Origin of the sequence: Adlercreutzia shanghongiae, from assembly GCF_035830635.1 — a bacterium.
Classification (GTDB): domain Bacteria; phylum Actinomycetota; class Coriobacteriia; order Coriobacteriales; family Eggerthellaceae; genus Adlercreutzia; species Adlercreutzia shanghongiae.
Genome location: NZ_JAYMFI010000057.1, coordinates 1 through 675, shown reverse-complemented (window position 1 = coordinate 675; position 675 = coordinate 1). Strand labels below are relative to the sequence as shown.

Genomic DNA, 675 nt, shown 5'->3' with positions numbered 1-675 from the left:
GCGGCGGCGGGGTCCCGGTGTTCGAGACCGAGGGCGGCTACGTGGGCACCCCCGCGGTCATCGACAAGGACCGCTCGAGCGCCCTCATGGCCGCCGAGCTCGGCGCCGACATGCTCGTGATCCTCACCGCCGTGGAGAAGGTGTGCGTCAACTTCAACACGCCCGAGCAGGAGTCCATCTCCGAGATGGACGTGGCCCAGGCCGAGGAGTACATCGCCCAGGGCCAGTTCGCCCCCGGCTCCATGCTGCCGAAGGTGGAGGCCTGCATCGAGTACGTCGAGGCCTTCCCCGAGGGCAAGGCGCTCATCACCTCGCTCGAGTGCGCGGCCGCGGGACTTCGCGGCGAGACGGGCACGGTTATCGTCGCCTAGCTCAAGACAGGGTGTAAAACGGTTTAGAAGGCCCGTTTGAGGCTTTCTAAACCTTCATAAAGCACTAAAAGGACGCGCTATCCGCGAAGGTGGAAAGCGCGTCCTTCTCGTTCTATTCGTATGCACAACGTGTCAACAAATTAATTACCCTCGAGCTGGGAAATTTTTTGTTGCAGGTGAACAAAAATGGTGCTATATTGAAGCAGCCGATAAAACCGACCGATCATATTAATCGGTTTAGTTCGGTAGTAATTATTCCTCATCGTCGCGAGCACGGTTAAGGCGTGCTCAAGAAAGGAATGAA

General features: G+C 58.1%; 1 protein-coding gene. It reads left to right on the top strand.

The annotated features are described in order from the left end of the window. On the top strand, positions 1–371 hold a 371-nt coding region (locus VJ923_RS12180; protein ID WP_456049077.1), incomplete at its 5' end, for an amino acid kinase family protein. Positions 372–675 lie beyond the last annotated feature (304 nt).